Here is a 6,362-nt window from a genome sequence, read left to right as displayed (position 1 = left end):
ACCCGGAAGGGGCCCGCAAGTGCCGGATGCGGCGGGTTCCCGCCACCAGCGCCCTCCTCGGCCACCCGGGACAGCAGACTGCGTGAACCGATCAGCCTTTTCTCGATCCCGCTCATCATCAGCATTCCAGCCATGACGAGAAGCGGAAATCCAAGCACCATCAGCAGGACGGGTGGTGTGAGACTCACCGAAAGACCCCCAGGGGCGACTTACAGATCCGATCGACGCCGCCGGCGCCGTACCGTATGCCTTCCCCCCGACTCCGGTTGCTCACATCTCCAGCGCCCATCTCACCCGGCCCGGGTATCCCCCAGGACGGGGTGGAAGGTCACCGATCTGTCCACCCCCGGTACTGTTCCCGCGGGCGGTTCGCTCGTACGCTTCGAGCAATATGTCTGTGCGGCCCGTACCGTTGCCCGCCTACAGCGGCCGTCCCCTGGTCGGTGATGCGGACCTGCTGGCGCGACTCCACCTGCTCACCGAGCAGGTCGACTACGCCCTCGCCGAGATCGTCCTGCGCCGCGCCGCCTACCGGCGGGCCTGCGAGGAAGAGGCCCACTGGCAGTGGTCGCCGTCCGGGGTCGAGGCGCTGAGCCGGCCGCCCGTCGCCGAGGCACTCGCCCGGCAGCTCGCCGCGGTCGAGCGGCTGCGGCTGTGGGCCCAGGAGCTGCACTGGTTGCAGGAGCAGGCCCGGCTGCGCGGACTGCTGCGCTGAGCTGCGACCTCAGCCGGACAGCGACCTCAGCCGGACAGCGACGGGGGCCGGTCCAGGGGCTCGAACAGCCGTCGGCCGAGGTTCGCCGCGGCGACGTTGCCGCGGTGCAGGTACCGGGTGATGCCGGCCTCCATGCTCTCCGCGGCGTCGTCCTTGCGCCCGGCCCGGTACAGCACCTCCGCTCGGGACAGCAGCGCGTGGCCCTGCCCGTCGACGTCGTCGGTGCGCCTGGTGAGGTCGACGGCGGTGTCGGCGAAGCTCAGCGCCTCCGCGCCCCGGCCGCGCAGGGACAGCAGCCTGGCGTGCACCCCGCACCAGCCGGCCTGGGCGGGTAGCTGGTCGGCGGCGGCGTCCCGGCAGCGGGTGACGTACTTGCCGGCGTCGTCCACCTTGCCGAGGCGCACCAGCGTACGTCGGCCAGCGCAGCGGCGCGGTTGGCCAGCAGCGCCCGTTCCCCCATCCGGGACAGGGCTCGGCAGCTGCGGCGCAGCTCCCGCTCGGCGACGGTCAGCTCATCGGCGAGAAGCACCACCCGGGCGACGACGAACCCGCCGTGGAACGGGTCGGCTCGCGGCGCCCGCAGGTCGTGGACGATCTCCTCGGCGGCCTTGAGATGGATGCGCGCGCCCTCCAGATCACCCGACATCGCGGTGAGGACGGCGAGCTGGGCGAGTAGGGCGCGGCGCAGGGCCCGGTCGTCCCCGGCCGCGTCGAGGGCCTCGCCGGCGCGGGCCAGGCTGCCCGCGACCGGCCGCGGCCCCCAGCTCATGAGCAACGTGAGTTCGCGGCGCAGCGACTGCGCGGCCCGCGGAACGCCGGACTCCTCGGCGTGACGCACGGCGTTCACCATCGCCCGCTCGGCCGCGGTGAGCTGGCCGGCGGCCAGGTAGGCGTTGGCCTGGCTGCGGCAGGCCAACGCCGCCCCGACGTCGTCGCCCGAACGGACGAAGTTGGCCAGCGACGCGGCGGCCTCGGTCAGGGTGGTGGCGATCAGGCCCTCCGGGTCGGTGGAGAACAACACCCGCAGGTGGGCGAGCCGGGCGTGCGCCCGCAGCCCCTCCTCGCCGGCGCGCCGGGCCCGCTCGGTGACCTGACGCAGGATGCGCTCGGCGTCGGTGAAGCGGCAGAAGGAGTACAGCGCCCAGCCGAGGTCGATCTCGGCGCGCAGCCGCAGCGGGTCGGTCTCGGGCAGCAGGGTGATGGCCCGCTTGAGCAGCTGGGCCGCGCTCGTCTCGTCGCCCTGGCGCACCCGGTCGGCGGCCTCGATGAGGCAGGTCGCCGCGGACCGGCCCAGCTCGACGGTCTCCGCGTCGCGCTGGCCGATCTCCACCCGGTAGCGGAACGCCTGCTCCAGGTGGTAGCCGACGAGCTCGTCGTGCTCGCCCGGACCGCCGACGAGGCGGGCCTGTAGCCAGTAGGCGAACTGCTGGTGCAGGTCGGCCCGGCGCCGCTTCGAGGTGGACTCGTAGGCGCAGTCGCGCAGCAGCACGTGCAGGAACCGGAACGTCTCCACGCCCGGCAGGTCGGAGCGGTCGGGGTGGACCAGCTCCTTGCGGACCAGGTTCAGGCAGTGCGCGGCCACCATCGACTGCTCGGCCGGGTCGGACAGGTCGATGACGGCGTCGAGGTAGAAGCGTTCCCCGACGACGGCCGCGCGTTCGAGGACGCGGCGTTCGGGCGGGTCGAGCCGGTCGAGCCGGGCGGCGAGCAGCGCGGAGATCGTCGGCGGCACCGTCACGTTGCGCAGGCTGCCGGTGGTGATCCAGCGGGTGCCCTCGCGGCGCAGCCGCCCGTCGTCGACGAGGGCGGCGACCATCTGCTCGACGAACAGCGGGTTGCCTGCGGCGGAGGTGGTGATTCGGGTGACCAGCGCCGGGTCGAGGTCGTCGGAGCCCATGAGGCTGCGGATCAGGCGCTGGCAGCGGGCCTCCGTCAGCGGCGCGAGCAGCATCGAGGTGGTGTTGAACTTGCCGCCGCCCCAGCCGCGGCGGTCCTCCAGCAGCTCCTGGCGAGCCAGGCAGAGCAGCATGATCGGCGCGTCACGGGACCAGCCGGCGATGTTCTCGATCAGGTCGAGCAGCGCCGGCTCGGCCCAGTGCACGTCGTCGAACCACAGGATCAGCGGCCGGTGCGCGGCCAGCGCCTGGAAGAACGACTGGGCCGCCCAGAAGCTCTCCTGCGGGCCCTGCTCGGCGCCGCCGAGTACCCACCAGCGGGGCGAGCGCCTCGACGATCTCGGCGGCCTGGCCGACGCCGTCGAGCAGCTCGCGCAGCCGGCGCCGGCCGTCCGGAGCGCTCTCGTCGGCGGTCAGCCCGGTGGCCTGACGCACCATCTCCATCAGCGGCCAGTAGGCGATGCCCTCGCCGTAGGACAGACAGCGACCGGTGAGCACCGTGGCCCGGGTGGTCATGGACGTGCAGAACTCGCCGACCATCCGGGACTTGCCGATGCCGGCCGAGCCGAGCACGGTGAACAGGTGGCAGGTGCGTTCGTCGATGACCGCCTCGAACGCGTCCTGCAGGCGGCGGCGCTCCCGATTGCGGCCGATCACGGGCGCGGTGAAGCCGTGGATCTGCGCCCGGCTGCCTGGGCCCGCCGTCGGGTCGACGAGGCCCGTCAGCTGGTGCACCCGCAGCGGGTCGCGTTTGCCCTGCACGACCAGCGGGTCCAGCGGGGTCGCCGTGACGCTGTGGCGGATGAACCGGTGCGTGGTGTCGCCGATGAGGATCTCGTCGGGTGGCGCGGCGCTCTCCAGGCGGGCGGCGACGTTGACCGCGTCGCCGGTGACGCCGCCGCCGGCGACGGTGACCTCCCCGGTGTTGATCCCGATCCGTACCCGCAGCCGCAGCCCCCACTTCTCCTGCAGGTCGGCGTTGAGCGCCTCCATCGCGGCCCGGATGTCCAGCGCCGAGCGCACCGCGCGCAGCGCGTCGTCCTCGTGTAGCACGGGGATGCCGAAGACGGCGAAGACGGCGTCGCCGATGAACTTCTCGACCGAGCCGCCGTGGGTGTAGATCACCTCGCGCACCGTGGTGAAGAACCGCCACATGACCTGCTGCAGCGGTTCGGAGTCGATTTTCTCGCCGATGTCCGTCGACCGGGCGATGTCCACGAACATGATCGTTACAGTCTTGCGCGCACCGCTTCCCGCGGTGGGCAGGGGATTCCCACACCCGGAGCAGAAGCGCGCCCGCTCCGGGTTGTCCTCCGCGCAAGTCGGGCACGGCACGATGTGCCGGATGGTAGGCCGATCTCGGGTCGGTGCGGTGGGGGATGCACCTACCCGACGCGCCGGAGGTGATCCGTCCCACACCGGTGCCACTTTTGTGTCCCGTCCGTGCGGTGGCGCCATGGGGCGCGGTGGTCGGTTGTGGCCGCCGGTCGGCGGTCGCGGCGCCTCGATCATGACGGCAGGTCCCGTCGCACCGCGAACAGCCCCGCCGTCACGGCCAGTGATCCCCAGCAGACCGCGCTCGCCAGGGACGTGACCTCGAGTTCGGACGTCGGCCAGGCCAGCACGCCCAGGGGGGCGGTGACCGGTCCGCGGAAGCGGGTCGCATCCGGGAACAGTTTGAACATGCCGCAGCCGCCCAGGGCGAGCAGCGCGCCCGCCGGACCGCGCAGCAGCGTGTCGACCCCCACGCCGACCGCGCCCGCCGCCCACACGGTGACGGCGACCACGGCGTAGGCCCCGGCGACGTCGGCCGGGCGGTCCAGGTGCATGCCGGGTCCGCCGTAGCGGACCACCCCGACGACGAGCCAGGCGGCGAACAACACCGCGCTGAGCGTGACGCCGACCGCGGCGACGGTGATGCCCTGGGCAATCGTGATCCGGCGGCGACCCGGCACGGCGAGAAAAGCCAGCACCGCCGTCCGGTAGCGGTAATCCTGTGTCACAACAAGGACACCGAAGGCCATTGTGAAGTAGCCGGTGAACAACCCTGAGCGCGATCGCAGCCCGTCCCAGCTCGCCGCCGCGTCCTGGCCGGCCCACAGCATCAGCGGCACGTGCAGGATCAGAATCCCCGTCAGGGCGACCGGCTGCCAGCGACTACTGGCGATCTTGAACAGCTCGGTGCGTACCAGGACGCCCACACCGGCCTGCCGTCCGGTCATCTCAGCCGGCGCCCAGGGGCGTCGACGCCCGGCTGGGGCGGCCCGCCGGGCTGGCCCCCGGTTCATCGTCCGGCGCGCCGGCGTGGGGACGGGTCAGCGCGAAGTAGACCTCCTCCAGGTCCGGGCCGTGTGTGTGCAGCTCGACAAGTGCGATCCCGTGCCGCGCCGCGACCTGGCCGACCTGCTCCGCCGTCCCGGCCGGCAGCCGCAGCCCGTCGTGCCCCGCGCCGGTCGAGACCAGGCCTTGGGCCGCGAGCAGGCCGGCGAGCCGCGCCGCGGCTGGGGTGCGCACCTCGACGTGGCCGCAGCCCAGGCGGTCCGCGGGCGCGTCGAGGACGACGCGACCCCCGCTGATGATGACCACGTGGTCGACGGTCTGGGCGACCTCGGCGAGGACATGGCTGGACAGCAGCGCGGTGCGGCCCTGGGCTGCCCACGAGCGCAGGAACGCCCGCAGCCACTGGATACCCTCCGGATCGAGGCCGCCGGTCGGTTCGTCGAGGACGAGCAGCACCGGGTCGCCGAGCAGAGCCGCGGCGAGCGCCAGGCGCCCCCGCATGCCGAGAGAGAACCCGCCGGTCAGGCGGTCCCCGGCGGCGCCGAGCCCGACGGTCGCGAGAACCTCGTCCACCTGGTGGCGTCCGACGCCCAGCGGCAGCGCCAGGGCGCGCAGGTGGTCGCGGGCGCTGCGGCCAGGATGGGATCCGGTCTCCAGCACCGCGCCGACCTGGTGGGTCGGGTGATCAAGATCGCGGTAGCCACGGCCGAATACGAGGGCCGCTCCGGAGCTCGGCGTCACGAGGCCGAGCAGCGTCGTGGTCTTCCCGGAGCCGTTCGGACCGAGGAAACCGGTGATCTCGCCTTCGCGGACCGCAAAGCTGATCTCCCGAACGGCGTGGTGAGACCCGTATCGCTTGCTCAGGCGGTCGACGTGGACGACGGCGGTGACGGGAACCTCCCGGCGATGGTCCGACCCGACAGCTTCTACGGTAACGTCCCGCAGTTTGCTGTCTACTGTGGGGCTACACCGGATTCGGCGGGTCCAGGCGCTCTGGGGCCAGGCGCTCTGGATTCGGGCTCGGGCGGTCCGTGCCGCCGGATCGACGCCAGCAGCTCGACGAGCTGGGTCCGTTGCGCCGCGGTGAAATGCCGGGTGAAATCGGCCACCGTCTCCGCCCGCCGCCGACGGCCGACGGTGAGCGCCTCCCGGCCGGCCGGGGTGAGCGCCAGCAGCACCGCGCGCCGGTCGTTGGGATGTGAACGACGCGCCACCAGGCCGTCCGATTCCAGGCCGTCGACCATCTCGGTCATCGTCCGGGGCACGACCGCGACCGCGTCGGCGAGGTCGCGCAGCCGGCAGGGCCCGATGTCCGCGAGCAGTTGCAGGACCTTGAACCGGCGCAGGGTCAGCCCCACGCTCGCCCGCAACGCCTCGTCGACCGCGATCCGCACCTGGTGGCCGGCGGCGAGCAACACGTTCACGACCTCGTCGCCGGTGTCCGGTGGCGGCATCCGAGTGGCCTCCTCGTC

General features: G+C 72.8%; 4 protein-coding genes and 2 pseudogenes. 1 reads left to right on the top strand and 5 read right to left on the bottom strand.

Annotated elements, in window-relative coordinates; genetic code table 11:
* Nucleotides 1–188 (bottom strand): annotated as a pseudogene (locus G6R25_RS25010) (hypothetical protein); the annotation flags it as partial.
* A 203-nt stretch (nt 189–391) separates the two neighbouring features.
* Between G6R25_RS25010 and G6R25_RS06375 the strand changes: the two are divergent.
* Nucleotides 392–715: a hypothetical protein gene (locus G6R25_RS06375; RefSeq protein WP_136448644.1), complete on the top strand. Its 324-nt coding sequence runs from the start codon at nt 392–394 to the stop codon at nt 713–715.
* Between the two features lie 26 nt (nt 716–741).
* Here G6R25_RS06375 and G6R25_RS06370 read toward each other — a convergent pair.
* The 4 genes and pseudogenes from G6R25_RS06370 to G6R25_RS06355 form a co-directional block, all read right to left on the bottom strand.
* Nucleotides 742–3,948 (bottom strand): annotated as a pseudogene (locus G6R25_RS06370) (ATP-binding protein).
* A gap of 170 nt (nt 3,949–4,118) precedes the next feature.
* Nucleotides 4,119–4,832, bottom strand: coding sequence for an ABC transporter permease (locus G6R25_RS06365; RefSeq protein ID WP_163552233.1), 714 nt, complete (start codon nt 4,830–4,832; stop codon nt 4,119–4,121).
* Nucleotide 4,833: 1 nt separating this feature from the next.
* On the bottom strand, nt 4,834–5,715 hold the full coding sequence (locus G6R25_RS06360) for an ATP-binding cassette domain-containing protein (protein WP_268904095.1): 882 nt from the start codon (nt 5,713–5,715) through the stop codon (nt 4,834–4,836).
* A gap of 128 nt (nt 5,716–5,843) precedes the next feature.
* Complete coding sequence (locus G6R25_RS06355) at nt 5,844–6,344, bottom strand: MarR family winged helix-turn-helix transcriptional regulator (RefSeq protein ID WP_235947597.1); 501 nt, start codon at nt 6,342–6,344, stop codon at nt 5,844–5,846.
* Nucleotides 6,345–6,362: the final 18 nt, after the last annotated feature.

The organism is Candidatus Frankia alpina, assembly GCF_902806485.1.
GTDB classification, from domain to species: domain Bacteria; phylum Actinomycetota; class Actinomycetes; order Frankiales; family Frankiaceae; genus Frankia; species Frankia alpina.
The sequence above is the reverse complement of the archived record's forward strand: the minus strand, read 5'-3'. Positions and strand labels throughout refer to the sequence as shown.